The sequence below is a fragment of the Desulfurella amilsii genome (assembly GCF_002119425.1).
GTDB lineage: Bacteria > Campylobacterota_A > Desulfurellia > Desulfurellales > Desulfurellaceae > Desulfurella > Desulfurella amilsii.
In genome coordinates, this window is record NZ_MDSU01000001.1 from 127,428 (window position 1) to 151,777 (window position 24,350).

Here is a 24,350-nt window from a genome sequence, read left to right on the forward strand (position 1 = left end):
GGAGAGAAAGATTTGATTTTAGAAGAAGAAAAAAAGTTTTTTATACAAGATATGATTGAAGAAGTTCATTTAGAAGCATTCCCTCAAGCTGCAAATCAGATTTTATCACTTTTAAACGATGAAAATGTAAGTATATATAATTTATCAAAAATAGTTTCGCACGATTCATATATTGCAGCAACCCTAATAAGACTAGCTAATTCTCCATTCTATGGTGTAAAAAATAAAGTTACAGACCTTATGCACGCAATATCAATTATCGGTTTAGATAGCGTAAAAAGATTGGTTTTAACAATTAGCGCAAGGTCTATGTTTAAAGACTACGATTTTATTGATAAGTTTTTATGGGAGCACATGATTAGTGTTGCCATTGTTTCTCAAACGATTAGTTTTAAGTTTAATTTGTTTAATGAGAATATCAGCTATGTGGCAGGCTTACTGCACGATATTGGAAAAACGGTTATGCATAAGAGCAAGAAAATAAATTACGAATCAATCATTGAAAAATTAAACTCAAACGATAATTTGTTGAGTATAGGATTAGAAGAGGAATTTTTTGGTTTTAATCATTGCGATGTTGCAAAAGAGTTATTAAATTCATGGAATTTTGATAATTTGGTTGTAGAAGCTATTTATTCACATCATAGTAAAAATTTTTCAGATAGTGACGCAAGAAAACTCTCAGCTGTTATAAATTTTTCCGATTATGCAGTTAATTGGTTATCCATTGGTCGGATAAAGCCTTATCGAGCAATCCCTTTGCAGGATTTAGAATCTTTTAATATTTTAAAAATTCACATTGATGATATGGATAGTTTTTTACAAGAATTATTAAAAAGAATAAATTTTTCAAAAGAAATGTTTTAATGGAGGTTTTCTATGAAAACGAACCTTTATGCGCAAAGGAATGAAAGGCTTTATCTGAAGAACAAAAAATACAAAGAGCCTACTGTTTGCAAGATTTGTGGGCTTGTTTTTATCGATGGTATATGGAAGAAAACTGAAAAACCAAAAGGCGAATACTTTGAAGATGTATGTCCAGCGTGCAGAAGAATTAAAGATAATTACTATGGGGGCATCTTGAATTTAAAAAGCGATATACTTAAATCAAAAAAGGACGAAATAGTAAATTTAATGAAAAATAAAGAAAAAGAAAGCGAAAATATCAATCCACTAAGAAGGATAGGAAAAATTGAAGTAGTAAATGATAGCGAAATGAATGTTTATACTACTTTTGAACACTTAGCCGTAGCTATTGGCAAAGCTATCTTAAGGGCTTTTAAGGGTGACTTAGAGATTAAATACAAAGAAGATGACAAAGTAGCAAGGGTTTACTGGATTAAATGAAAATATTAGTTACAGGTGCAAGCGGTTTTGTTGGTAAAAATTTAATTAGCAGGCTATCTTGTAAGTATCGTCTATATGGTTTCTCTAGAAAAAAGAGAGAAGGTATAAATTATTTTAAAGGTGATATTGCCAATATAGAAGATTTAGAAAAAGCAATAGTTAATGTAGATACAGTAGTGCACCTAGCGGGTCTAATTAGAGGATCAAAAAAAGCTTTTTATACAACGAATGTTTTAGGTGCAAGAAACTTAAGTATCTTAGCAGCAAAGCATAACATTAAAAAGATAATATATGTAAGCTCACTTGCAGCTAAAGGCCCATTGGAGAAAAATGAGCCTGTTTCATATTATGGCTATACAAAAAGACTTGGCGAGTTAGAGTTGTTAAAAAACTCCCATAGGTATGATCTTATAGTTTTAAGACCACCTGTAATTTACGGACCAAATGAACAAGAAGTGTATAAATTGATTAAATTTACTAAGAAGACTGGTATCTTTTTTGCTATTGATGATATTAGATTAAGCTTTGTTTATGTTGATGATTTGATTGATGCTATAGATATAGCACTTCAGCATAAATGGGATGGGCCAAAGATATACACAATATGTGAAAATACGTATTATGATTTTTTTGAAATTGCTAATATTATTGCGTATCATTTGGGTCAAAACATAAAAACCGTAGCATTTCCTAGGATAATTTTAGATGCAGTGTTTTTTGGTTTAAAAGAAAGTGGTATTTTTTTTGATAAAATAAACGAAATTAAGGCCCATTTGTGGGTTTGCAAAAGTAATGAGTTTATGCGCGATTTTGGTTTTAAAGTAAACCATAATTTGTTTAGCGGTATGTATAAAACTATAAGGTGGTATAGAGAAAATGGATGGCTATAGACCATTTATATTTAATGATGATGATGAATTTTTTATTATTGACCAAAGATTTTTGCCGAACATAAAAGAAGTTAAGTTAAACAATCTTGAAGATGTATATAAAGCCATAAAGGATATGGCAGTAAGGGGTGCCCCACTCATTGGCATTGTAGCAGCGTTTGGATATTATCTTGCGGTAAAAAATGCTAAAGACTTCGACGAATTAAACCAAACATCAAATGTTGCTTATGCAAGCCTTATTGCAACAAGGCCAACGGCTATAAACTTAAAATGGGCTCTTGAAAGCCAAAAAGAAGTTATTAAAGAAAACGCATTTTTACCTGTTGAGAAAATAATTAAAAAGGTTAGGGCGAACGCATTTTCAATTTACGAAAGTCAAAAGAGAGCTGACTATCAAATGGCTCAAAACGCCATTGCTTTGTTCGATAAACCTATGCGTATTTTGACACATTGTAATACAGGCAGTTTTGCAACAGGAGGTATTGGTACAGCACTTGGGATTATAAAATATTCAGCAAACAAGAATCTTGTAAAAGAAATTTATGTTGATGAGACAAGGCCATATTTTCAGGGCAGTCGGATTACAGCTTTTGAGCTTTCTGACGAAAAAATTGATTATAAGATTGTAACAGATAGTGCGTGCGGGATTCTAATGCAAAAAAATTTAGTTGACTGCGTAATAGTTGGTGCTGATAGAATTGCAAGAAATGGCGATGTGGCTAATAAAATAGGTACGTACTGCTTAGCTTGCCTTGCAAAAGCTCATAATGTAAAGTTTTTTGTTGCAGCACCAGAATCGACAATTGATAGGAGTTTTAACGACTTAAGCAGCATCGAAATAGAAATTAGAGATGATAGTGAAATACTACATTTTAATGGTATTTCTCTGGCACCAGAGGGAGCAAAAGCGCTTTACTTTGCTTTTGATGTTACACCACATCATCTAATAGACGCTATAATTACAGAAAAAACTGTTTATAAGCCAGAATTCAATCTATGAGTTATACTGTATTTGAAAATATCGAAAATATTGGTATTTTGACGCTGAGTCGCTATCAAAAAAGAAATGCTATTAATTTGGAATTTATGAATGAACTATACCAAATTATCTTAAATATTAAAAACATGGATATTAAAGCATTACTTGTTAAATCCACGGGTAATGTTTTTTGCTCTGGCGGTGATATTGACTATTTTGCTACATTAGATTCTAAAGAAAAAGCTATAAGTATGTCCTATGCCATGCATTGTCTATTAAATGAAATAGAAAATTTAGAAGTGCCTACAATTGCTTGTATAAACGGCAGTGCAGTTGGTGGTGGTGCTGAGTTTATTATGGCCTTTGATATAAGATTTTTAGAAAGCGATAGTTTTATACAGTTTAAAGAAATACAAATGGGTGTGACAACTGGGTGGGGTGGCACATATAGGCTTGTAAATATTGTTGGCAAAAGTAAAGCCTTGGAGCTTTTGCTTAGTGCAAAACCCATATACGCTCAGGAGGCATTAAAAATTGGACTTATTAACAATTATTTTGATAAAGAAGTTATTTTTGAGGAAACTTTTAAATTTTGTAAAACTTTCGCACAAGAAGATTTGAATCTTATTAAACCTATAAAGACACTTGTTAAACACTCTGTTGAAAAAACAAATAACGAAGCTATGGCACAGGAGCGGGATGTTTTTTCGCAGACATGGATGCTTGGTAAGAGACAATCCATAATGGAAAAATTTGTAAAGAGGAAAAAATGAGTATTTTTGATATTTTCAAAAAAATAAAATCGGGTTTTGGCGATGAAAAAGAGACGCCAAAGGATAAACCTATAACGGATAGTTACCTTGAACAGCTTGAAGAATTGCTTATTACTTCGGATTTTGGTGTAAGTGTTACGCAAAGAATTATTGAAGAGATAAACAGCAACATGGGTGGTTCGGTTAAAACAATTAGGGATGCTGAGTTTGTTATAAGGAAAATACTCTTAAGCGTGCTTGAAAGTGTAGAAAAACCGCTTTATATAAAGGGCTCTCCTTTTGTTATTTTGGTTGTTGGGATCAATGGCTCTGGGAAAACTACTACAATAGGAAAACTCGCAAGTCTTTATCAAGAGCGCGGCAAAAGTGTGTTGCTTGTAGCAGCTGATACATTCAGAGCAGCTGCAATTGAGCAACTACAGGAGTGGGCCATAAGAAACTCCTGTGATATTCTTGCACCATCGCCAAAAACAGATCCAGCAGCGGTAGCCTACGACGGTGTTCATAAAGCTATTGCAAAAAATTACGATATAGTTTTGGTTGATACAGCTGGTAGGCTTCATACACAAAAACATTTAATGGAAGAAGTAAAAAAAATAAAACGCGTTATTGGGAAATTAGGTAATTATCCAAATGAAGTGTTGCTTGTACTTGATTCTACAATTGGGCAAAATGCGCTTATTCAAGCAAAAGAATTCAACAATGCCTTAGATGTAAGTGGTGTAGTTTTAACTAAGCTTGATAGCACATCAAAAGGTGGTATTATCTTTGCAATAAGTCAGGATTTAAAAATTCCTATCAGATACATAGGCATGGGTGAAAAAATAGATGATTTGAAGGCATTTGTTGCACGAGACTTTATAGAATCGTTACTTAATCCTATAGCTTAAAAGCTCTTTTTTAATTATATACAAACCAATAGGGGCATAGATTAATGTTGAAAAGGCAAGTCTAAAAATGGCGTCTATTGTATAGGTTTTACTAAAGTCTATATATTTTAGGATTATTGAAATAGTTAATAAAACAAAAAAAAGTACTATGCTTTCTTTTGGCACTTTATATACGATTTTTCCTATTTTCTTTTTAAAATAATAGCTTAGTATAATCAGATTAATAAGCCCCACAAAACTTAAAGCTAAAGCCAGTCCCCAAAAACCAAATATTATTGCAAATAATGGAGAAATGACCAATTTTGACAAAACCGCTAATATAGCTGCTCTAAGCGGTGTTTTAACATCTTTGATTGCGTAAAATGCATTATTGACTATCCTTAACTGTGAAAAAAACAAAAAACCAAGCATAAACATTGTAAGAGCAATATCAGTGTGAGCTGTATCCTGTGGCGTAAATTTACCATGCTGAAAAATGATGGTAATTAAATCTTTACCAAAAAAAATAAAATACAGTGTGATAGGTATTGATAAATTAAATATAATTTTTAGCAAACTGTTTGTGTTTTCGACAAGTTGAGTTTTTTCCAGTTTGCTTAACTGAGGCAGTGTAGCTTGCGAGATAGCAAGCACCACTATAGCAAAAGGTAGCTGAAACAAAATATTAGCATAATATAGGTATGATATACTGCCAACCTTCATAAAGCTTGCTATAAATGTATCTATCATATCGCCAATTTGCAGCACAGATCCACTGACTGCTGTTACAGACATTAGTTTTAAGATTTGTTTTGTTGAATCTTCTATTTTAAATGTATATTTTATGGGTATTTTTCCTAATTTTAAACCGTAATAAGAAAAAACCATTTGAAGTATTCCACCTATCACCACTCCAAAACATAAAGTATAAATATGCGGATGAAAAAAATTATACAAAATAAGCATTGAGGCAATCATACTAATATTCAACAAAGATGGAGAAAATGCACCAACACCAAATTGATTGTAGCTGTTCATAATACCCATAAAGCATATTGCCATGCCAATAAAAAAGATATAACTAAAATTAATTTTTACTAGTAAATCAAGAATTTTAATATGGGCAGAATTAAGTAAACCTGGGGCTGATATCAAAATTAACCCTTTGGAAAAAATGATTCCTAATATTGTGAAAATCAATAGAATGCTACCAAAAACCAATATTAAATTACCTACAGCTATTTTGGCTTTTTCTGGGTCATTTTGATCTATTTTTGATAATATAGGTACAACAGAGGAATTAACGGCACCCTCGCCAAATATTCTTCTAAAATGATTGGGTATTTTAAAAGCTACAAAGAACATATCTGTATAGATGTCTGCACCAAAATATCGCGTAATCAAAAAATCCCTTACAAACCCTAGTATTCTTGATAATATGGTAAAAAAAGCTATTATTTTAATATTTTTAAACATTCTTTTTTTCGATTAGAATTACGTACTCCCCAACAATTTTTTTTTCTTCAAGGGTTTTGATTATATCTTCAATGTGTCCCCTAATAAACTCTTCGTAAATTTTTGTTAACTCTTTAGCTATCACAACATATCTATTGCCTAATGTCTGTTTGATATTTTCAAGAGTTTTTTTTAGTCTATTTGGGGATTCATATATAATTATTGTGGCTTCAAGATCGTACTTTAAAAGCAATTTTGACTGTTTTGATAAAGATTTTGGCAAAAAACCTAAAAATACAAATTTATCTGTGGTAAGACCGCTTGCTTGCAGCGCACATACAAAAGCACTTGGACCTGGTATGGGCTCAACATTAAGCCCACTTTCCACAAAAGCTTTAACAATTCTATATCCTGGATCCTGTATAGTAGGTGTGCCCGCATCAGTAATTAACGCTATTGTTTTGCCTTGTTTTGCAAGATTAAGTGCTATCGGTATTTTTTTTTGGTAATTGTAATCGTTATAGGAAACAACGTTTTTTTTGATGTTGTATGTAGATAGCAATATCTTTGAGTGTTTTGGGTTTTCTGCCAAAACTATGTCTACGGAGTTTAAAATCTCAACGGCCCTGTATGTTATATCTTTTAAATTACCAATAGGAGTGGCAACAACATAAAGGTTTGTGTTCATAAGTTGACAAAGAATTGTCTTATTTGATTAATGTCTTTGCAGGGTTTTGATTCATAGCATCCGCCACGTACGCAAAATGGACCTGCATTTTTAAATATCAAAGGCGCGGTCTGTTTGCAGAGCTTTAGCATTTCAATAGCAATGTCTCGAATTTCTTTTTGAGCTTTCTGACAGGTTCTTAATGTAAAAAAATGGAGCAATTCTCTGGCATTCATAGTAACTATTATATCAGATACAATTGCGCAAGGCAAAGCATAGCGCGCATCTTCTTTTGGTAAACCTAATTTTATTAATTCTTCATATGCTAATTGTGCTTTTTTTATTAGTTCATCAAAAGTCTTTTTGGCTTTCGGATTTTGTTGTATGTTTTCTGGCGTAAAAAAACCAGATGCCTTGGTGTATCGATGTGATTGTTGAGTAAAGCTTGCAATTCTATGTCGCACAAGTTGGTGAGAGGCTACGCGGCTTATACCTTTTATTAAAAAAGTAAAACTTGCATGTTCTAAAATGGACAAATGTCCAGCTTTGATTATTTTGTTTAGCAGTCCTTCTTTGTCATTTGATTTTGACTGATAACAAATTTTTGCTGTTTCAAAACAAATATCGTCAGGGTTTGGTGTATAATTTAATAATTTTACTTCCATGATTCACTTCTTAAATATTATAACTGTTTCGTTATCTTTTTGCATATAGTATTGACTCCTTGCTTTATCTTCAATGGTTGAATTTGTAACATTAACACTTTTTTTTAAGTGATTTATCTCTTTTTTTTCTTTCACTACTTCTTTGTCCATTTTTCCTTTAGTTTGGTGAAGATTATTTAAATTGGAGTAATTGTCATAGAAGCTTTTTATCAAAACCCCTATGACAATAATAAAAATAACTATTAGTAAATTTTCTAAAATTTTACCAAGTCGGGTAAATCGCATTAGATTTCAGCTCTTGCTCAATTTCAAGCAATCTATTGTATTTTGCGATACGCTCCCCTCTGTCGACTGAGCCACTTTTAATAAATCCGGAATTTGTGGCAACAGCTAAATCAGCTATAAAAGTATCTTTTGTCTCGCCAGATCTGTGAGAAATTACATAATTATAACCATTTTCTTGTGCCAGATTAATAACATTGAGCGTTTCAGTTAGTGTACCAATTTGGTTTAGCTTTATTAGTATTGCATTGGCTATGCCTTTTTCGATACCTTCTGAAAAGATTTTTTCGTTTGTGACAAATACATCGTCTCCAACAATCATTATATGTTCGCCAAGTTCTTCTGTTATTTTCGACCATCCTTCCAAATCATCTTCTGCTATTGGATCTTCAATGGAAAAAATTGGGTATTTTTCTATGAATTCGCCCAGCAAATCAATTAATTCAGTATTTGATATTTTATTATTTGAAACATAATAATAACCGTCTTTGTAAAATTCACTTGCTGCTAAATCCAATGCAATATCAATGTCTTCACCTGGAGTGTATCCTGCTTTTTCAATTGCATCTACTAAGTATTGCAATGGTTCTTCGTTTGATTTTAAGTTTGGCGCAAAACCGCCTTCATCACCTACACCTGTTGAATGTCCATCAGCTTTCAAGAGTTTTTTAAGCATTTGAAATGTCTCTGAAGCCATTTGCATGGCACTTGCAAAATTTTGAGCTCCGACTGGCACGATCATGTATTCTTGAAAATCGATGTTGTTATCTGCATGAACTCCACCATTTATTACATTAAGCATAGGTATAGGCAAAGTTTTTGCATTAAGACCCCCAATGTATCTATAAAGTGGGATATTTAGCTCTCTTGCGGCAGCTTTTGCGCAAGCCATTGATACAGAAAGAATAGCATTTGCACCTAAGTTTGATTTGTTTTCTGTGCCGTCTAGTTCGATAAGCAAATTATCAATTTCTGCCTGCTCTAAAACATCCATACCAATGATTTCATCTGCAATTCTATCATTAACATTGGATACAGCTTGCAAAACACCTTTTCCGTTATACCTTTGTGGATCGTTATCCCTTAACTCTAATGCTTCTTTTGAGCCCGTTGAAGCACCAGATGGAATCTCTGCTTTTCCAATAGCCCCATCTTCTGTTTTGATTATAGTTTTGATGGTGGGGTTTCCCCTTGAGTCTAAAATTTCAATTGCACTAACTTCAATGATTGCACTCATGTTACCTCCTAAAATTTAAATGTATTCTTTTACCATTTCTGCGTATGCGTGAATTAGCGTATCTACATCGCTTTGGGATTTTGCATTCGCTTCTATTGTAAAGTAAGACTTATCTTCTTCAGGATAGAGCAACACCCATCCTTCTATATCCCTATGATAAACTTTAATACCAAATGTAGTGAGTCTATCTACAGTTTGCGTTTTTTCAAACAGCTTCCTCATTGCTATGCCTTTTTTATCAAATGGACATGGTAACAAGAGTTTAGCTTTAGGTGTAGACTCGTACATATTGGCAAAATAAGAGATATTTTTATTTTGCAAACTCAACAGCTCTAATATTTTCAGTGTTGAGTATATACCATCAAAAAAGTATTGATAATCGCTAAACAAAAAACCGCCGTTTGCATCAGCACTGAAGTCTGCTTTTAGGTTATAAGCATTATACATCAATTCCTTCATTGTAAAAGGAGACTCATAAAAGTCTATATTCAAATCGTTGCAAAGTTTTTCGCACATAAAAGAAGCATTTATTGGTAAAATAACTTTCTTACCCTTTAATTGTTGAGCTTGGAGTAAGATTAACGCTCTTACAGCCTGTTCATTATCTATTATTTCGCCATGGTTGTCAACCAAAAAAACTTTTTCACATCCCGAATCCAACATTATCCCCAAATCAGCATTTGTGCTTTTTGTAATAATTGATAATGTATTTTGGGCTTGATCAAATTCTTCTTTTGTTCGTGTGGTCTTGTTTGGCTCTATAAAGGCATTTAAGCTAATTACCTCAATGCCAATTTTTCCTAATATATTTGGCAGAATTTTTGATGCGCTGCCAAATGAGTAGTCTATGACTACTCTTAGACCTTTTTGTTTAATACTTTCGATATTTATTTTGTTTAAAATGGAGTTGTTATAGCTTTCTATGACATGGTATGGAAAATTTAAGTTGCCTACTTTATTGATGGGTGATTTTCTAAAGTCTTCTCTAAAAAAAAGTCTTTCTATAGTTTTCTCTTTTGAACTAACTATGTCCATGCCATTGTTGTCAAAAAACTTAATATCCACAAATTCTGTATCAAACGGAGAGCGTCTCAAATAAAAACCGCCAGATTTACCAGTTGTTTTTATGATGTATCTTATAATGGGTATAGGCGTATCGCTTAGATCTTCTACGCTGACACCGCACGATAAGACTCCAGACATTAAAGCTCTATTTAAAAGCCTTGATACGGGATGCGTATCTCTGCCACACACTACAGTAGATTTTTCTTTTAAACTAGTTGCATAAGCAGAACCAAGCTTTGTACAAAATTCTGGTGTAATTTCTAAATTTGCCAGCCCCGTTACCCCATATTTTGCAAAGAGCATATAAGACCACTTTTCTGCCCATATTAAAGATGATGACAAAATTGCTCCAGATTCCACTTCTTTGTTTGGCCAGATTTTAACATTGGGCTTTATGACTACGTTGTTTCCTATTTTTACTGAACTTGATATAACGCAGTTATCGTCAATTGTAGTTTGGCTGCCTATTGTAACATTATCTAAAATTATTGAATTTCTTATTTCACAGTCTTGGAAAATTTGCGCATTGTCCCAAATAATTGTATTTTCTATATTGCAATTTTTTCCAATGCGGACATTTTTGCCAATAATAGAATTTTTTATTTTTGCTTTGGGTTCAATAATAGAGTTTTCACCAATAATGAGATTGTCAGAAAGCATAGATGTAAAGTTAATATTAGCATTCTTACCTACAAAAAAATTTGTGTTTTCGATTTTTTCTTCATCTAATTCTGCATATACTTTTGATTCTAGGCAATCCATGTTTGCTGCAAAGTACTCTGAGATATTACCAATATCTTTCCAGTAGCCATTGTCTACGAATGCGTTAATTTTTATGCCTTTTTCTAATAAAAGCGGGAATAAATCTTTACTGAAATCAAACTCTGCATTTTTTGGTATAAAATCGTAGGCTTCTTTTTCTAATATATAAATACCTGTATTTATCAAATCGGAAAATACTTCCCCCCATGATGGTTTTTCTAAAAATTTTTCAATATCCGAGTTACTATCTGTAATTACTATGCCATATGATGTAGGATCTTTTGTGTGAGTCAAGACAATTGTTGCTTTTGCATTTTTTTCCTTATGAGATTCAATTGCTTTTGTAAGGTTAAAATCACACAGTATATCAGAGCTTATAATCAGTATTGGTTCGTTTGTATTTTCCTCTATAATTGCATATTTAACTGCTCCAGCTGTGCCATAGTCTTCGTCAGGCAAGATGTAGCTCAAATCGACCCCTAATTCTTGGCCATCTTGAAAAAAGTTCTTTATGATATCATGTTGGAAGAACAATAGCACGCTTATATCTTTTAGAAGATGGCGCTTTAGCAAATTAATTACACGAAGCATTATAGGTTTATTAGCGATTGGTACCATTGGTTTAGGTATTTTTATAGTAAGTGGTCTAAGTCTTGTTCCAAAGCCACCTGCCATTAATATTGTTTTCACTTTTTCACCTCAATGTAGGCTTATTTTTTAAATTATACTTCAGTTGAAATTGTTTGTAAACAAAAAAATTATATACATTAGTGGCAAAGAATTTTATTATTGTAATATAAAAGACTTTATGATAAAATGCCTCTTTGAAAAACGCACACTTGCTTATTTGTGTGCACAGGGAGTCTATATTTTAGATCTGTGCATATTAAGAAGTGGTGGAAAATCCAATTTTTAAGGAGTTTGTATGTCTCACATTACAATGAAAGAGCTTTTGGAAGCTGGGGTTCACTTTGGCCATCAAACTAAACGCTGGAACCCAAAAATGAAACCTTACATTTTTGCTGCGAGAAAGGGTATTCATATTATTGATTTGCAGCAGACACTGTATTATTTTGAAAAAGCCTACGAGTTTGTGGAAGATCAAGCTGCCGCTAACAAGGCGATCCTTTTTGTTTGCACAAAAAAACAGGGTCAGGACGAAATTAGAGAGGCAGCGATTGCGTGTGGTATGCCTTATGTTACTTACAAATGGTTAGGTGGGTTGCTGACGAACTTTTCTACAGTAAGAAAAGGCGTAGAAAACTTTAAAAAACTTGCAGAGCTTGAAGAAACTGGAGAAATCAACAAGTACACAAAAAAAGAAGCAAAAATTTTAATGAAAAAGAAAGAAAAGCTAGAAAAATACTTATCTGGTATCAAAAATATGACTAAATTACCAGATGTTATTATCGCAGTTGATACGAAACGCGAAGAGCTTGCCATTGAAGAGGCAAATAAACTAAAAATTCCGTTAGTTGCACTTGTTGATACAAATTGCGATCCAGATTCGATCGATTATATTATTCCTGGCAACGACGATGCAATTAGATCTATAAGTTTGTTAGCACAAAAGATGCAGGAAGCTGTGTCAAGAGGCAGGGAGCGTTACAATAAGGAAGCTGCCGAAAAGATAGAATCAGATAAGTTTGAAGCCGCAGTATCTGAAAAAATAGAAGGCGAAGAAGAGCTTATTGAAGAGGAGGATATATAGAATATGGAAATAAATGCACAGTTAGTTAAAGAACTAAGAGAGCGCACAGGCGCAGGAATGATGGATTGTAAAAAAGCGCTAGAGCAAACAAATGGTGATATGGATAAAGCAATAGAAAAACTTAGAGAAATGGGTCTTGCAAGTGCTAGAAAAAAATCGATTAGGGTTGCCAACGAAGGTAAAATTGTAAGCTATATTCACGCTGGTGGTAAAATAGGCGTGATGGTTGAATTGAATTGCGAAACTGACTTTGTTGCGAATACAGATGAATTTATTCAACTTGCAAAAGACATAGCCATGCATATTGCTGCCACAAATCCACTTTACGTTGACAAAGAAAGTGTTCCTCAAGAAATAATCGAAAAAGAAAAATCTTTTCAAAAAGAACAGCTATTAAAAAGCGGTAAGCCTGAGAATGTTTTAGATAAAATATTAGACGGTAAAATTAACAAATATCTGGAAGACATTTGCGTATTGGACCAGCCTTTTGTAAAAAATGAGATGGTAAAAGTAAAAGATTTAATTAATAATGCTATAGCAAAATTTGGCGAAAATATAATACTTAGAAGATTTGTAAGATTTAAGTTAGGGGAAGAGTAAATCGTGGGTAATTATGTATATAATAATGTTTTATTAAAATTAAGTGGGGAAGCTTTGCTTGGCGAGCTTCCTTTTGGTATAGATGACAGGATGATTAAAAAAATATCAATCGAGGTTAAACAGATTTGGGAAATGGGCGTGAGTGTCTCGATTGTTATCGGCGGAGGAAATATTTTTAGAGGCATTAAAGGTGCATCGCATGGTATGGATAGGGCAAGTGCAGATTACATGGGCATGCTTGCCACTGTTATAAACGGGTTGGCGCTACAGGATAGCTTGGAAAAACTTGATGTGCCAACACGCGTCATAAGTGCCATAGAAATGAGGCAGATATCTGAGCCATATATAAGACGAAGGGCGCTTAGACATCTTGAAAAAGGTAGAGTTGTAATATTTGTTGCGGGAACCGGAAACCCATATTTTACCACCGATACTGCAGCAGCCCTAAGGGCCATGGAAATGGGCGCTCAAGTGTTGTTGAAGGCTACGAAAGTAGATGGCATTTACGATCAAGATCCAATGGTTTACAAAAATGCAAAATTAATAGAGAAAATTACTTACATACAGGTTCTTGATCAAAATTTGAAAGTCATGGATTCAACTGCTATATCTATGTGTATGGAGTATAAATTGCCCATTATTGTTTTAAATATAAATAAAGAAGGTATCTTAAAAAGTACAATAGAAGGTAAACAGGTAGGCACATTGGTTAGCTAAGGAGAGGAGGGCGTATGATTGAGGAAGTTAAACCCATTGTTTTGGAAATGGAAAAGGCTCTTTTAGCTTATAAACATTATGTAACCTCGCTAAAAACAGGTAAAGCGCATAGTTTGTTTGTAGAAAATATTCTGGTAGAAAGCTACGACAAGAAAATGCCGCTAAAGCAAATTGCCTCAATATCTGTCCCAGATGCGACGACTATCATCATAAAACCTTGGGATTTAAGCTTATTAAAAGCAATAGAAAAGGCTATTTTAAAATCAAATATTGGTTTGACACCAAATAACGACGGCAAAAGCATAAAAATTAATATGCCTCCTATGACAGAAGAAGATAGGAAAAATATTGTTAAACAGCTTAAGCAAGAAAGTGAAAAATACAAAGTAAATATAAGAAACATAAGAAAAAAAGCCAATGCAGTTCTAAAAGATTTAGAGAAAGACAAAGCCATATCTAAAGATGATTTAAAAAAAGAAGAAGATGAGATGCAAAAATTAACGGATAAATACATTAAAGAAATAGATGATTTATTTAGTCTAAAACAAAAAGAGATTTTATCTGTTTAATAAAATGAATATTCCCAAACATATAGCTATTATAATGGATGGAAATGGCCGTTGGGCTAGCCTTCAAGGTAAAAAAAGGATTTATGGTCATTTTATTGGCTCATCAGTTATTGATAAGATAGCTATTAAAGCAAAGGAACTTAAAGTTGAATATTTGACTTTGTATGCATTTTCAACAGAAAATTGGAAAAGGCCTAAATCTGAAGTTAATTTTTTAATGAGATTGCTGGGTATACAGATACGAAAAAAAATAGATTTTATGATGAAAGAAAACATAAAATTTAATTGTATTGGCGATATTACAAAATTACCTCAAAAACAACAAGAAACTATATTAAACTTGCAAGAAAAAACCCAAAAAAATAGCGATTTAACAATAAATTTTGCAATCAATTACGGTTCTTATATGGAAATTTTGCGAGCATGTAAAAATATATGCCTTGATTTTAATTCAAAAAAAATTGATTGCACTAATCTTAATGAAAAAAGCTTCGAACAGTATTTATACACTAAAGACATACCCAGCGTTGATTTGCTTATAAGAACTGGTGGCGAAAAAAGAATCAGCAATTTTTTATTATGGCAGATAGCTTATGCAGAATTAATTTTTTTAGATAAATATTGGCCTGAGTTTAACGAAGAAGATTTTGTGTATTGTATTAAGGAATTTGGCGAGCGAAAAAGACGATTTGGCGGAATTGATGACTAAAAGGATTATTAGCGCTTCAATACTCATCCCCGTTGCGCTAATTTGTATATTTTATGCGCCTTTTTGGTTACTAAAGCTTATAATATTAGCTTTAAGCTTGATATCGTACCATGAGTGGTTAAGTTTTAACCCTCCAAAAGAAAGGTTTTTATATTTTATTTTAGCATTAGCTTTTTTATCAAATATTTTATTTGGTTTTGAGCATGTATTAATTGTTTTGATGTTAATTTTTTTGATCCACATGATTATTGGCTTTAACAGTATTGACAAAGATAGAGTGTTGGCTCAATATTACCTACTTGGCGGTATATTTTATGTATCACTTTACACTTTTTTTATCAATATTATTCAATTCAATAACGGTAGGTGGCTGTTTTTAATACTTTGTGTGGGTATTTGGGTTGGAGATTCTTTTGCATACTTTTGCGGTAAATCTTTCGGTAGAATTAAATTGGCAAGAACTATAAGCCCTAAAAAGACTTACGAAGGCGCTATTTGCGGTGTTGTTTTTGGCACAGTTTCAGCTCTGATTTTGGGATATTTTGCGAATATAGATTTGAAAGTAGCTTTTGGAATAGGTTTTGTGGCCAACATAGCAGGTATATTTGGAGATTTGTCCGAATCTGTAATAAAGCGTATATATAACAGAAAAGATTCATCCAATATTATACCTGGACATGGTGGCATGCTTGATAGACTTGATAGTCTTGCTTTTTCGGCGTTTTTAGTATATTTAATGTTTTTATGGAAAATATTTTAATTTTAGGCTCGACTGGCTCTATTGGCCAAAATGCGATTGAGATTATAAAAAAAGGCTCAAAGTATAATATAATAGGTATTGCGTTTAATAAAAATATAAGCAAAGCTATTGAGCAAATAAAATTGTTAAAGCCAAAGTATGTTTATGTGGCAAAAGCAGATTATATTGAACAGCTAAAGCAACTATTCCCGACCATCAAATATTTTACGCAAGATGCACTTGTTGATTTGATTGCCAAAAGTGATGTGGATTTTGTTATCAATGCATTTGTTGGAAGCGCTGGTATTTTGCCTTCCTATTACGCGATTTATTATAAGAAAAAATTTGCTTTAGCAAACAAAGAAAGTCTTGTTGTAGCAGGGAAAATACTAACAGATTTAGCCAAAAAAAATAATATTGAAATTATACCCATAGACAGTGAACATTCTGCTATATATCAGTGTTTGGACGGTAAAAGACAATATTTAAATAAAATTATACTTACAGCATCTGGTGGTCCTTTTAGACAAACAGACAAAGAACAATTTGCAAATATAACAAAAGAGATGGCTCTGCATCATCCAAAGTGGAATATGGGCGCAAAAATAACAATTGATTCTGCTACAATGATGAATAAAGGTTTTGAAGTAATTGAAGCTGGATGGCTTTTTGATTTAGAAAGTCATCAGATAGAGGTAGTTGTGCATAAAGAGTGTGTAATGCACTCAGCTGTGGAGTTTATAGATGGAAGCATAATTGCCCAAATGGCACTGCCCGATATGAAACTTCCCATCGCTTATGCATTGTACAAACCGCATAGGATTGAGTTTAAAAATAAACTTTCATTTGTTGATATTGGAAGTTTAACTTTTGAAAAACCAGATTTGGAGAAATTTGAGCTTTTGGCGTTAGCTCAAGAGGCATTTAGAAAAAAAGATAAAAATTTAGGGCTTTTGCTTAACGCGGCTGATGAAGTGTGTGTTGAGCATTTTTTGGAAAATAAAATTAAATTTACGGACATACCAAAAATAATCAAACAAATTATTGTAGATTTTGAGGATAATTTGTCAAATAATATTTTTGAGTTACAAGCTCAAACGCAAATGATTAAAACACAGACTATTAAATTGATTGAAAAAACAAGGGGGTTTTAATGTATATATTATACGGTATTTTAGCTTTGGTTGTAATGATTATAATTCACGAGTTTGGACATTTTATCGTAGCTGTTTTAAGTGGAGTTAAAGTAGAGCGTTTTTCTATAGGTTTTGGACCAGTTTTGCTTAAAAAACAAACTAAAATTACAGAATTTGTGATATCAGCTGTGCCGCTTGGCGGTTATGTTAAAATGAAAGGCGAAGATCCAAACAGTATAGATGAAAATGATAGAGAAGGCGCATTTTATGCTCAAAGTGTGTATAAAAGAATGCTTATAGTATTTGCTGGGCCTTTTTTTAACATATTGTCAGCGGTTTTATTTTTTGCTATTGCTTATTTTATAGGAATACAAACATTATCACCTCAAATTGGTAAAGTCTTGAAAGATTCGCCGGCCTATTTTGCGCATTTGCAGCCAAAAGATACTGTCAGAAAAATAAATAATATCGATGTTACTACATGGGAAGATATGTCAAAAATAATAAAAACACATGATAATTTAAATCTAATTGTAAAAAGGGATGGGAAATTAATAAGTGTTTATATAAAACCAAAGGCCGAAGTAGTAAAAAACCCATTGGGATATAGTGAAAAAATCCATGTCATTGGTATTTTACCATCTGGAGAAACAACGATTGTTAAATATCCGATATGGAAATCTTTATACTTAGGTGTTGAAAAAACAATTTACATTACGAAATTAACAATTGAAGGTATAATAAGGCTTATTGGCGGCTTTATCCCATCTTCTGAAGTGGGTGGGCCCATAATGATTGTTGATATTGCAAGCAAAGCCGCACAAGCGGGTTTTGGGGCTTTTCTGATATTTGCAAGCATTATTAGTATTAATTTGGGGCTTTTGAATCTATTTCCTATACCTGTTTTAGATGGCGGACACTTAATGTTTTTTACTATAGAAGCGATCAGGAAAAAACCTGTAAGCGAAAAATTTCAGATTGCTGCGCAAAAGGTAGGAATTGGGCTTTTGATTGCATTAATGGTTTTTGCATTTTACAATGATATAAAAAGATTTTTCATACCAAAATCGCAAACAACACACAGTATAATAAAAAAATGAGTTTTATTGAACGAAAAAGAACAAAAAAAATATACGTAGGTAATATTGGCATTGGTGGTTTTGAACCAATAAGTGTTCAATCAATGACCAATACTGATACAAGAAGCATTGATGCTACACTTGCACAAATTAATTCTTTATATGCTAAGGGGTGTGAGATTGTTCGATGCGCTGTGGTTGATGAACAAGCGTGTAAGGCAATTTCTATCTTGAAGCAAAAAAGTCCTATACCTATCATAGTTGATATTCATTTTGACCACAAATTGGCAATTTGCTCAATTGAACACAATGCAGACTGTATAAGAATAAACCCTGGCAATATTGGTAGCTTTGATAAAGTAAAAACTATTGTTAATGCAGCGCAACAGCGCAATGTGCCACTTAGAATTGGTGTAAATAGCGGATCTTTGGAAAAGAATTTGCTAGCAAAATATAGTGGAGTATGTGTTGACGCTTTGGTTGAAAGCGCTTATAACTGGGTTATGAGATTAGAGGATATTGGGTTTAGAAACTTTAAATTATCAATAAAATCTTCAAGCGTGGAAGAGACAATTTTGGCTTATGAAAAAATTTCTTCTATGGTTGAGTATCCTTTGCATATTGGTCTTACAGAAGCTGGAGGTGATTTTGAAGGTATAATAAAATCTACTTGTGCTGTAAGTGTACTTCTAAGACAAGGGATTGGTGATACAATAAGGGTATCATTGACAGATGCACCAGAAAAAGAGATTGATGTTGCTTTTGAAATTCTAAATGCTTTGGGTTTGAGAAAAAAACAATCAATAGAGTTTATTTCTTGTCCAACTTGTGGTAGAATAGAAATAGATTTAATTGAGTTGACAAAACAGGTGAAGGCAAGACTTTCGCACATTAAAAAACCAATAAAGGTGGCAATTATGGGCTGCGTTGTAAATGCATTGGGCGAGGCAAGACAGGCTGATTTAGCCATTGCAGGCGGTAGGCATTTTGGTTTAATTATAGAAAAAGGTAAAGTCGTAAAAAAAGTAAAGGAAGATAAACTACTTGATAGTTTTGTCGAGCAGGTTGAGGAATATGTTAAAAAACAATCTTAAAATTTTTTGTTATTCTACTGCTGTGATTTTAATGCTTTCATCTTGTGCTAGTAACCTTTCTGTTAACACATCTTATAATGTTAAAGAACTAAATTTAAACCAATACTCAAACAGTAATAATTATCACTACTTAATGGCTTTTACATATTTTTATAACAATAATATTAAAGATGGCATAAAAGAATACGAATTGTTTTTAAAAGATAACCCACAAAAACAGTCTTATGTAGAGTTTGTAAATTTGCTTATAAGATTTCAAGATTTTAATAAGGCTCAAGAAGTTTTGCAGACCGCTATAGAAAAATATCCAAAAGATAAGCAGCTTTACTTATTGCTTTCGGATATTTATGTTATTCAAAACCAATATAAAAAAGCTATTGATGTACTTATTAAATCAGGTATAAAAACATTTGATGTTTATAAAAATATTGCTTTACTATACGCCCAAATAGGTGATGTTAACAACGCTATAAATTATTTAATGCAAGCAAGGCAGTTTAGTACTCTTGGTGAAGTATATTTTTATATATCTCAGATTTACTATAAGTTTAATTTTAATGATAATGCTCTTATATATCTACAGATGTCTGCAAGCCATAAATACCCAAAAGCCTATATTGCGTTGGGTGATATGTATGCAAAACAAAATAATTATACAAAAGCTATAAAGTATTATGAAGATTTTCTCAAACTACCAGATAAAAATAAAGAAGAAATGGTTTATGTTTATACTACATTGGCAAGTATTTATTATTCAGTTGACAAAGACTTAAAAAAAGCTATTGAGTATTACAAAAGAGCTTATGAGTTAGATAAATCTCAACTAAACCTCGAAAGATTATCATATTTGCTTTTGCAAAATCAAAATTATAAAGAAGTAGTAAACTTGTTGAGTAATAATGAAAATATAGATCATTCTTCTACGTTAAGGTACTTTCTTGGTGTTGCTTATTTTAGCTCAAAAAATTACAAGCAAGCTTTACTAGAATTCTCAAATGTTGATTTTGCAAGTGATTTATATACAGATGCACAAGCCAAAAAGGCGTTGTGTTACTTAGAAACAAAAGAATCTAAAAAAGCCATTGAAACAATTCAAAAGGTTATTGAAACAAACCCAAATGAAGAACTGTATAAAACATACTTTTATATCTTAAACCAGCAAAAAGATTGGGATGGACTGATTATTGCACTTAAACAATCGATAAAGGTAGTCAAAGATAAAGAGAAGATATATTTTTATTTAGGCGATGTTTATTATGATAAAAAACACGATAAGCAAAAAGCCATACATTATTTAGACGAAGCTTTAAGAATTAACCCAAATGATCCAGAAGTGCTAAATTATTTAGGTTACCTTTACATAGACGAAAATATTGACGTGAAAGCTGGCATAGAAATGGTTCAAAAAGCATTAAAACTACAGCCAAACAGCCCATATTATTTGGATAGTTTAGGTTGGGGCTATTATAAAGAAAAAAGACTTAGATTAGCTTTATATTATTTGGAAAAAGCTAATAGGTTGTTGAAAAAACCAGAGAATACAATAGCTTTGCATCTTGCAAAAGTTTACAATGCTTTGGGTTATAAAATTAAAGCAAAAAAAATTGCACTTGAAGTATTAAAAAATGAGCCGAAAAATAAAGAAGCAAGGCAATTATTAGAAACATTAAAATGAAATATTTAATTATTATTTGCATGTTTTTTGCTTATAAATTATGCTATGCATCAAATATTTACGCTACAATAGAAGATGGTCAAATAGTATATAAAAATCGTCCTACTTTTTTTAGAAATATTATAAATAACTCTAATTATAACAAATCTTTTATTAAAGAGCTTATAGAAAAAGCTGCAATAAAATACGACGTTAATGAAAAATTTGTTTTAGCTATTGCTATGTCAGAATCTGGTCTGAACCACAATGCAGTCTCAAACAAAGGTGCTATTGGAGTAATGCAAATTATTCCTTCTACTGCATCTTTGCTAAATATTAACCCTAACAATTTAGAGCAAAATATTGACGGTGGCGTAAAATATTTGAGGTTTCTGCTAAATAAATACTCTGGTAACTATGCATTAGCTGCGGCTGCCTACAATTGTGGGCCAAATAATGTAAACAAGTATAATGGTATACCTCCTTTTCCTGAGACAGTTAACTATGTGAGAACTGTAATGGCTTATTTTGATGGTTCTGTTCCAGTTTTGGCTTCTAACTACTCAAGAAGCGTTAAAATTACTAATAAACCTATGAATATAGTAGAAAAAGATGGGGTTTACACAAACATACCCAATATGTCATGGTAATTCATAAAAGTGTACCGAATGTTTTATCTATAACCCGAATTGTTATTACAATTCCTGTAATATTATTACTTGAGGCACACCATAACTATAGTGCTTTGTTGTTGTTTTTGGTTGGTGCATTAAGCGACTACATGGATGGCTATCTGGCAAGAAAAAAGCAGCTTGTGAGCAATATTGGCAAGCTATTGGATCCACTTGCGGATAAAATCTTTGTTATAAGTTTGTTTGTTGCAATGATAAAGATAATGAGTATATCTTATTGGTTAGTACTAATTATTATTTTTAGAGAGTTTGCAGTCACAGGGCTAAGAGCTCAACTTGCAGCAAAAAATTTTATATTGCCTGCTTTAATTCAAGGTAAAATTAAAACATTCAGCCAGTTTGTTGCGCTTGGGTTTTTAATAGTAGGTTCACAGAATAAGTTTTTCTTTGACATAGGCATGATTTTTCTATACATTACAGTCATTACCACTCTAACTTCAGGTATTGAATATTATATTAAATATTGGAAAGCAATAAGTGACTAGACTAAAACATCTTTTGTCTATGATAAAATTTGAACATAGTATTTTTGCACTGCCATTTGCATATATTGGCGTGTTATTATCAAATAACTACAATCTAAAAATATTTGTTTTGGTAACTATTGCAATGATCAGCGCACGGAGTGTTGCAATGGCATTAAATCGTATTATTGATTACAAAACTGATAAGCTAAATCCTCGAACACAAGGCAGAGAATTGCCAATTGGTAAAGTGCAGTTAAAAGAAGCATGGGTTTTTACCATTTTTTCTTTTATCGTGTTCGAAATAAGTGCATATTTGCTAAATCCATTGGCTTTTAAATTATCTTTTGTTGCATTGTTTTTTTTAATTACTTATTCTTATACTAAAAGATTTACTTGGCTTTGTCATATTTATTTAGGCGCAACTGATGCTATTGCACCGCTTGGTGGTTTTGTGGGCGCTGTTGGCTATTTGGACATAAACATTTTTTACCTGGCTTTATTTGTAGCTTTTTGGATTGGCGGATTTGATATTTTGTATGCTTTGCAAGACTTGACATTTGATTTAAAAAATGGCGTTCACTCAATACCTGTAAAGTTTGGTCCCAATCTTGCAAGAGTTTTTGCTGCTTTGTTTCATTTAGTTGCATTTATTTTTTTACTTTTAACGATATATATGTATAAATTAAATTATTTTGCATATATTGGGGCATTTTTGGTTTTGTGTTTGCTAATCATTGAACATCTTTTGGTAGATCCCAAAGATTTAAAGAAAATTAATATTGCTTTTTTCAATATAAATAGCTATATTAGTATTGTATTAGTTATTGTATTTTTATTAGGTAGGTTTATAAATGACTGATGAAGGTTATCGCTTAATTGAAGCAAGCTTTATTTTGTACTATACAAAGATCACTCAAGAACAGTTGCAAAAAGAAAAAGATGAAATTTATAAAATCGATAGTCATGATGATAGTTTTAATTTTTTAATGGCTCAAAATAATATAGACTCGTCTTTTGATAACTTGAATAAAGCTTTTGTTGTAATGATGAAAGAAATTGATGCAAAATTGAACTATTTAATTGCACTTCTGCGCGATGGTAAAGAAAAAGAAAGGTTTTTAAATTACAACAAAGCTTATTCATGCACTGTGAGTGCTAGTGAGATTAATTTTATAAATGATAATTTTTTGCAAAAAGGGGATCTTTTGTCAATTTCTTTTTTCTTACCTATTTCTTCTCATAACGAAATTAAGGCAACAGCACAAATTGTAGATATTTTCCAAAAAGACAAAAATGTTTGCGCAAAAGCTAAATTCTTGGATATCAATAAAAAAAGTCAAGAACTAATCATATACTATGGGCTTGTTTTAGATAGGGAAAGGCTTAGATCAAGACAATTAGAAATATGAAAGAAAATATTTTTGTCGTTGCTCAAATAATTTTTGACATTGTTTTGTTGGCATATTTATTGTGGCAAAAATATATTAATTCGAAACTTAATAATTCGTACTCATCCTTGATTATGTCTATCAAAGATTTACTAAACACGCAAAAAGATATGATAGAGCTGGCAAATAAAAAAATTGAATCCCAGCAAGAAAGTCTTGCAAAAGTATTAGACGATGTACGTCAAAAAAATTCTGTACTTACAGAGTTAATAAAAAGTGTAAAAATAAAAACATTTGAGAACGATACTAAAGAAAAAATTATACAAATGTTTAACCAAAATTTATCGATTGAAGAAATTGCAAATCAATTAAATATCTCTAAAGGTGAAGTTGATCTAATTCTTAAACTATACAAGGAGGCTGAATGAAAAAAATTGAAGCTATAATAAAGCCTTTCAAGCTTGACAATGTGAAAGAGGGTTTGAATGAAATTGGTATAAAAGGTATTACAATAAGTGAAGTTAAAGGCTATGGAAGACAAAAAGGTCATACAGAAATCTACAGAGGTGCAGAATATATTGTTGATTTTTTACCAAAGATAAAAATCGAGGTGGTAGTAAGCGATAATCAAGTTGATGCCGTAATTGAGAAAATAATAGAAAATGCAAAAACTGGCAAGGTTGGTGATGGAAAAATTTTTGTAATACCTATAGGAGAAGCTATAAGGATCAGAACAGGCGAAAAAGGTGAAGATGCTGTCTAACTTTAAACAGAATATACTTGACATTAGAATATTAAGGGCTA

Annotated in this window: 28 protein-coding genes; 22 read left to right on the forward strand and 6 right to left on the reverse strand. The window is 32.1% G+C overall.

What is annotated here, in order from left to right:
• The first annotated feature begins 12 nt into the window (after positions 1–12).
• The 6 genes from DESAMIL20_RS00700 to ftsY are packed head-to-tail and all read left to right on the forward strand — an operon-like array spanning position 13 to position 4,879.
• Positions 13–867, forward strand: coding sequence for an HDOD domain-containing protein (locus DESAMIL20_RS00700; protein WP_086032961.1), 855 nt, complete (start codon positions 13–15; stop codon positions 865–867).
• A 12-nt stretch (positions 868–879) separates the two neighbouring features.
• Positions 880–1,347, forward strand: a complete 468-nt coding sequence (locus DESAMIL20_RS00705) for a BCAM0308 family protein (protein WP_086032962.1) — start codon at positions 880–882, stop codon at positions 1,345–1,347.
• Positions 1,344–2,237, forward strand: coding sequence for an NAD-dependent epimerase/dehydratase family protein (locus tag DESAMIL20_RS00710; RefSeq protein WP_086032963.1), 894 nt, complete (start codon positions 1,344–1,346; stop codon positions 2,235–2,237). Before DESAMIL20_RS00705 ends, DESAMIL20_RS00710 begins: the two co-directional genes overlap by 4 nt.
• Positions 2,224–3,237: an S-methyl-5-thioribose-1-phosphate isomerase gene (gene mtnA, locus DESAMIL20_RS00715; protein WP_239393339.1), complete on the forward strand. Its 1,014-nt coding sequence runs from the start codon at positions 2,224–2,226 to the stop codon at positions 3,235–3,237. The genes DESAMIL20_RS00710 and mtnA overlap by 14 nt, the downstream gene beginning before the upstream one ends.
• Entirely contained in the window at positions 3,234–3,989 is a 756-nt protein-coding gene (locus DESAMIL20_RS00720; RefSeq protein WP_086032965.1) for an enoyl-CoA hydratase/isomerase family protein, read from the forward strand. The genes mtnA and DESAMIL20_RS00720 overlap by 4 nt, the downstream gene beginning before the upstream one ends.
• Positions 3,986–4,879, forward strand: a complete 894-nt coding sequence (gene ftsY / locus DESAMIL20_RS00725) for a signal recognition particle-docking protein FtsY (RefSeq protein ID WP_086032966.1) — start codon at positions 3,986–3,988, stop codon at positions 4,877–4,879. Before DESAMIL20_RS00720 ends, ftsY begins: the two co-directional genes overlap by 4 nt.
• Here ftsY and murJ read toward each other — a convergent pair.
• The 6 genes from murJ to DESAMIL20_RS00755 are packed head-to-tail and all read right to left on the reverse strand — an operon-like array spanning position 4,859 to position 11,681.
• The gene (murJ, locus tag DESAMIL20_RS00730; protein WP_086032967.1) at positions 4,859–6,334 is read right to left on the reverse strand and encodes a murein biosynthesis integral membrane protein MurJ; all 1,476 of its coding nucleotides are present in this window, start codon (positions 6,332–6,334) and stop codon (positions 4,859–4,861) included. The genes ftsY and murJ overlap by 21 nt on opposite strands.
• Positions 6,327–7,001, reverse strand: a complete 675-nt coding sequence (rsmI, locus tag DESAMIL20_RS00735; RefSeq protein WP_086032968.1) for a 16S rRNA (cytidine(1402)-2'-O)-methyltransferase — start codon at positions 6,999–7,001, stop codon at positions 6,327–6,329. Before rsmI ends, murJ begins: the two co-directional genes overlap by 8 nt.
• Positions 6,998–7,645: an FAD-dependent thymidylate synthase gene (gene thyX / locus DESAMIL20_RS00740; protein WP_086032969.1), complete on the reverse strand. Its 648-nt coding sequence runs from the start codon at positions 7,643–7,645 to the stop codon at positions 6,998–7,000. The genes rsmI and thyX overlap by 4 nt, the downstream gene beginning before the upstream one ends.
• Positions 7,646–7,648: 3 nt before the next feature.
• On the reverse strand, positions 7,649–7,930 hold the full coding sequence (locus DESAMIL20_RS00745; RefSeq protein ID WP_086032970.1) for a septum formation initiator family protein: 282 nt from the start codon (positions 7,928–7,930) through the stop codon (positions 7,649–7,651).
• Entirely contained in the window at positions 7,908–9,164 is a 1,257-nt protein-coding gene (gene eno / locus DESAMIL20_RS00750; protein ID WP_086032971.1) for a phosphopyruvate hydratase, read from the reverse strand. Before eno ends, DESAMIL20_RS00745 begins: the two co-directional genes overlap by 23 nt.
• Before the next feature lie 15 nt (positions 9,165–9,179).
• Positions 9,180–11,681: a sugar phosphate nucleotidyltransferase gene (locus tag DESAMIL20_RS00755; RefSeq protein ID WP_086032972.1), complete on the reverse strand. Its 2,502-nt coding sequence runs from the start codon at positions 11,679–11,681 to the stop codon at positions 9,180–9,182.
• A gap of 235 nt (positions 11,682–11,916) precedes the next feature.
• Here DESAMIL20_RS00755 and rpsB point away from each other — a divergent pair, with 235 nt between their 5' ends.
• From rpsB to DESAMIL20_RS00835, 16 genes are read left to right on the forward strand one after another with little or no spacing between them, the layout of a single operon-like run.
• Positions 11,917–12,702, forward strand: a complete 786-nt coding sequence (rpsB, locus tag DESAMIL20_RS00760; protein WP_086032973.1) for a 30S ribosomal protein S2 — start codon at positions 11,917–11,919, stop codon at positions 12,700–12,702.
• Between the two features lie 3 nt (positions 12,703–12,705).
• Positions 12,706–13,302, forward strand: a complete 597-nt coding sequence (tsf, locus tag DESAMIL20_RS00765; protein ID WP_086032974.1) for a translation elongation factor Ts — start codon at positions 12,706–12,708, stop codon at positions 13,300–13,302.
• A 3-nt stretch (positions 13,303–13,305) separates the two neighbouring features.
• Positions 13,306–14,019 carry a UMP kinase gene (gene pyrH, locus DESAMIL20_RS00770; protein WP_086032975.1) on the forward strand — a complete coding sequence of 238 codons (714 nt, stop codon included), beginning with the start codon at positions 13,306–13,308 and terminating at the stop codon, positions 14,017–14,019.
• A 14-nt stretch (positions 14,020–14,033) separates the two neighbouring features.
• Positions 14,034–14,588, forward strand: a complete 555-nt coding sequence (gene frr / locus DESAMIL20_RS00775) for a ribosome recycling factor (RefSeq protein WP_086032976.1) — start codon at positions 14,034–14,036, stop codon at positions 14,586–14,588.
• A gap of 4 nt (positions 14,589–14,592) precedes the next feature.
• Entirely contained in the window at positions 14,593–15,297 is a 705-nt protein-coding gene (locus tag DESAMIL20_RS00780) for an isoprenyl transferase (protein ID WP_086032977.1), read from the forward strand.
• Positions 15,290–16,057: a phosphatidate cytidylyltransferase gene (locus tag DESAMIL20_RS00785; protein ID WP_086032978.1), complete on the forward strand. Its 768-nt coding sequence runs from the start codon at positions 15,290–15,292 to the stop codon at positions 16,055–16,057. Before DESAMIL20_RS00780 ends, DESAMIL20_RS00785 begins: the two co-directional genes overlap by 8 nt.
• Entirely contained in the window at positions 16,042–17,190 is a 1,149-nt protein-coding gene (dxr, locus tag DESAMIL20_RS00790; protein WP_086032979.1) for a 1-deoxy-D-xylulose-5-phosphate reductoisomerase, read from the forward strand. Before DESAMIL20_RS00785 ends, dxr begins: the two co-directional genes overlap by 16 nt.
• Positions 17,190–18,272: an RIP metalloprotease RseP gene (gene rseP / locus DESAMIL20_RS00795; RefSeq protein WP_086032980.1), complete on the forward strand. Its 1,083-nt coding sequence runs from the start codon at positions 17,190–17,192 to the stop codon at positions 18,270–18,272. The genes dxr and rseP overlap by 1 nt, the downstream gene beginning before the upstream one ends.
• Positions 18,269–19,345 carry a flavodoxin-dependent (E)-4-hydroxy-3-methylbut-2-enyl-diphosphate synthase gene (gene ispG / locus DESAMIL20_RS00800; protein WP_204218540.1) on the forward strand — a complete coding sequence of 359 codons (1,077 nt, stop codon included), beginning with the start codon at positions 18,269–18,271 and terminating at the stop codon, positions 19,343–19,345. The genes rseP and ispG overlap by 4 nt, the downstream gene beginning before the upstream one ends.
• Positions 19,326–21,020: a tetratricopeptide repeat protein gene (locus DESAMIL20_RS00805; RefSeq protein WP_086032981.1), complete on the forward strand. Its 1,695-nt coding sequence runs from the start codon at positions 19,326–19,328 to the stop codon at positions 21,018–21,020. The genes ispG and DESAMIL20_RS00805 overlap by 20 nt, the downstream gene beginning before the upstream one ends.
• On the forward strand, positions 21,017–21,649 hold the full coding sequence (locus DESAMIL20_RS00810) for a lytic transglycosylase domain-containing protein (protein ID WP_086032982.1): 633 nt from the start codon (positions 21,017–21,019) through the stop codon (positions 21,647–21,649). The genes DESAMIL20_RS00805 and DESAMIL20_RS00810 overlap by 4 nt, the downstream gene beginning before the upstream one ends.
• Positions 21,643–22,176, forward strand: a complete 534-nt coding sequence (gene pgsA / locus DESAMIL20_RS00815; RefSeq protein ID WP_086032983.1) for a CDP-diacylglycerol--glycerol-3-phosphate 3-phosphatidyltransferase — start codon at positions 21,643–21,645, stop codon at positions 22,174–22,176. The genes DESAMIL20_RS00810 and pgsA overlap by 7 nt, the downstream gene beginning before the upstream one ends.
• On the forward strand, positions 22,169–23,017 hold the full coding sequence (locus DESAMIL20_RS00820; RefSeq protein WP_086032984.1) for a 4-hydroxybenzoate octaprenyltransferase: 849 nt from the start codon (positions 22,169–22,171) through the stop codon (positions 23,015–23,017). Before pgsA ends, DESAMIL20_RS00820 begins: the two co-directional genes overlap by 8 nt.
• Positions 23,010–23,567: a hypothetical protein gene (locus DESAMIL20_RS00825; RefSeq protein ID WP_086032985.1), complete on the forward strand. Its 558-nt coding sequence runs from the start codon at positions 23,010–23,012 to the stop codon at positions 23,565–23,567. Before DESAMIL20_RS00820 ends, DESAMIL20_RS00825 begins: the two co-directional genes overlap by 8 nt.
• Positions 23,564–23,974, forward strand: coding sequence for a DUF6115 domain-containing protein (locus DESAMIL20_RS00830; protein WP_086032986.1), 411 nt, complete (start codon positions 23,564–23,566; stop codon positions 23,972–23,974). The genes DESAMIL20_RS00825 and DESAMIL20_RS00830 overlap by 4 nt, the downstream gene beginning before the upstream one ends.
• Positions 23,971–24,309: a P-II family nitrogen regulator gene (locus tag DESAMIL20_RS00835; protein WP_086032987.1), complete on the forward strand. Its 339-nt coding sequence runs from the start codon at positions 23,971–23,973 to the stop codon at positions 24,307–24,309. The genes DESAMIL20_RS00830 and DESAMIL20_RS00835 overlap by 4 nt, the downstream gene beginning before the upstream one ends.
• The last annotated feature ends 41 nt before the right edge of the window (positions 24,310–24,350 follow it).

Coding starts and splice junctions, on each gene's coding strand:
- DESAMIL20_RS00810 (WP_086032982.1), top strand. CDS start 21,017: ATGAAATATTTAATTATTATTTGCATGTTTTTTGCTTATAAATTATGC.
- dxr (WP_086032979.1), top strand. CDS start 16,042: ATGGAAAATATTTTAATTTTAGGCTCGACTGGCTCTATTGGCCAAAAT.
- DESAMIL20_RS00720 (WP_086032965.1), top strand. CDS start 3,234: ATGAGTTATACTGTATTTGAAAATATCGAAAATATTGGTATTTTGACG.
- mtnA (WP_239393339.1), top strand. CDS start 2,224: ATGGATGGCTATAGACCATTTATATTTAATGATGATGATGAATTTTTT.
- frr (WP_086032976.1), top strand. CDS start 14,034: ATGATTGAGGAAGTTAAACCCATTGTTTTGGAAATGGAAAAGGCTCTT.
- rseP (WP_086032980.1), top strand. CDS start 17,190: ATGTATATATTATACGGTATTTTAGCTTTGGTTGTAATGATTATAATT.
- thyX (WP_086032969.1), bottom strand. CDS start 7,645: ATGGAAGTAAAATTATTAAATTATACACCAAACCCTGACGATATTTGT.
- murJ (WP_086032967.1), bottom strand. CDS start 6,334: ATGTTTAAAAATATTAAAATAATAGCTTTTTTTACCATATTATCAAGA.
- DESAMIL20_RS00835 (WP_086032987.1), top strand. CDS start 23,971: ATGAAAAAAATTGAAGCTATAATAAAGCCTTTCAAGCTTGACAATGTG.
- DESAMIL20_RS00830 (WP_086032986.1), top strand. CDS start 23,564: ATGAAAGAAAATATTTTTGTCGTTGCTCAAATAATTTTTGACATTGTT.
- DESAMIL20_RS00710 (WP_086032963.1), top strand. CDS start 1,344: ATGAAAATATTAGTTACAGGTGCAAGCGGTTTTGTTGGTAAAAATTTA.
- DESAMIL20_RS00780 (WP_086032977.1), top strand. CDS start 14,593: ATGAATATTCCCAAACATATAGCTATTATAATGGATGGAAATGGCCGT.
- tsf (WP_086032974.1), top strand. CDS start 12,706: ATGGAAATAAATGCACAGTTAGTTAAAGAACTAAGAGAGCGCACAGGC.
- pgsA (WP_086032983.1), top strand. CDS start 21,643: ATGGTAATTCATAAAAGTGTACCGAATGTTTTATCTATAACCCGAATT.
- rsmI (WP_086032968.1), bottom strand. CDS start 7,001: ATGAACACAAACCTTTATGTTGTTGCCACTCCTATTGGTAATTTAAAA.
- DESAMIL20_RS00785 (WP_086032978.1), top strand. CDS start 15,290: ATGACTAAAAGGATTATTAGCGCTTCAATACTCATCCCCGTTGCGCTA.
- eno (WP_086032971.1), bottom strand. CDS start 9,164: ATGAGTGCAATCATTGAAGTTAGTGCAATTGAAATTTTAGACTCAAGG.
- ftsY (WP_086032966.1), top strand. CDS start 3,986: ATGAGTATTTTTGATATTTTCAAAAAAATAAAATCGGGTTTTGGCGAT.
- rpsB (WP_086032973.1), top strand. CDS start 11,917: ATGTCTCACATTACAATGAAAGAGCTTTTGGAAGCTGGGGTTCACTTT.
- DESAMIL20_RS00825 (WP_086032985.1), top strand. CDS start 23,010: ATGACTGATGAAGGTTATCGCTTAATTGAAGCAAGCTTTATTTTGTAC.
- DESAMIL20_RS00705 (WP_086032962.1), top strand. CDS start 880: ATGAAAACGAACCTTTATGCGCAAAGGAATGAAAGGCTTTATCTGAAG.
- DESAMIL20_RS00745 (WP_086032970.1), bottom strand. CDS start 7,930: ATGCGATTTACCCGACTTGGTAAAATTTTAGAAAATTTACTAATAGTT.
- ispG (WP_204218540.1), top strand. CDS start 18,269: ATGAGTTTTATTGAACGAAAAAGAACAAAAAAAATATACGTAGGTAAT.
- DESAMIL20_RS00805 (WP_086032981.1), top strand. CDS start 19,326: ATGTTAAAAAACAATCTTAAAATTTTTTGTTATTCTACTGCTGTGATT.